At 61.7% G+C, this 1,253-nt stretch carries 1 protein-coding gene; it reads right to left on the bottom strand.

All coding sequences use genetic code 11. From position 1 onward, the window contains the following. Positions 1–41: 41 nt before the first annotated feature. Positions 42–1,186 (bottom strand): IS3 family transposase gene (locus tag NNI01S_RS32945; protein ID WP_157115182.1). Its coding sequence is split into 2 segments (ribosomal slippage): positions 42–907 and positions 907–1,186, totalling 1,146 coding nucleotides; the frame shifts between segments, so codons are not numbered across the junction. Between the last annotated feature and the right edge of the window lie 67 nt (positions 1,187–1,253).

Below are 1,253 nucleotides of genomic sequence, written 5' to 3'. Positions count from 1 at the left end.
GGGGACTGCCCCGAGTTTGGTTGACTCGCGGGTTTGGTCTTTCAGGCCGCGAGTGCGGGCCGGTTTATTGTCTCAAACTCGATCGGGGTGAGCCGGCCGAGTCGGCGTTGCCGGCGGGTGCGATGGTAGGTCTTCTCGATCCAGACCACGATCGCCAGGCGGAGCTCGTCGCGGGTCGCCCACCGTTTGCGGTCTAGGACGTTTTTCTGCAGCAACGCGAAGAACGACTCCATCGCCGCGTTGTCTCCACACGCCCCAACCCTGCCCATCGAGCCTCGTAAACCATTGACCGACAACGCATTAACGAACTTCCGTGAGCGAAATTGACTGCCCCTGTCCGAGTGGACAATCGTCGCGGCTGGTGATCGAAGAGAAACGGCATGGTTCAACGCCGATACCGCCAGCGACGCCTTCATCCGTGAATCGATCGAGTACCCTACGATCCGGTTGGAGAACACGTCCTTGACAGCGCACAGATACAGCTTCCCTTCACTGGTGGCGTGTTCGGTGATGTCTGTCAACCACGTCGCGTTCGGGCGGGTGGCGCTGAAGTTGCGCCCGATGAGGTCGTCGTGGACGGGCGGACCGGCCTTGCGGTTGAGCCCGCGTTTCTTGGCGAACACGCTCCAGATCCGCTGCGCTGAACACAGTCTGGCGACCCGGTTCTCGCCGGCGCGGATGCCGCGGGCCGGTAGTTCGTCGGCGATGAATCGGTAGCCGAAAGCCGGGTCGTCGGCGTGGATGTCGAGTGCGGCGTTGATCAAATGGGCGTCGTCCCAATCCCGTTGCGAGACAGGGCTTTGTTTCCATTGATAGAACGCTTGGGTGGAGAAGCCGAGTACCCGGCAGGTCACCGCGACGGGGATCCCGTCAGCGGCCAGGTCGAGGACCAGCGGGTAGCTCATTTTGGGTTGACGTCACGCGAGAAATAGGCGACCGCGCGGCGCATGACCTCGGCTTCTTGTTCCAACTGGCGGATCCGTTTACGCGCTTCGCGCAACTCAGCGGACTCATCACGGGTAGTGCCGGGCCGATGCCCGTCTTCGATGTCGGCTTGTTTGAGCCAGTTCTTCACGCAACTCTGCGAGATCCCGAAGTCCTTCGCGATCTGAGTCAACGAGATCTCGCCCTTCCGGGCGACCGCGACTACGTCGCGTCGGAACTCTTCGGGATACGGCTTCGGCATGGCGAACATCCTTCCAGCGAGGAGAAATCCTCACAGGTCAGGAATCAACCAAACCGGGGGCAGTCCC

It is taken from the genome of Nocardia niwae NBRC 108934 = DSM 45340 (assembly GCF_001613465.1).
Taxonomy (GTDB): Bacteria; Actinomycetota; Actinomycetes; order Mycobacteriales; family Mycobacteriaceae; genus Nocardia; species Nocardia niwae.
Note: the sequence above shows the minus strand (reverse complement) of the source record. Positions and strands in the feature narration are given on the sequence as shown.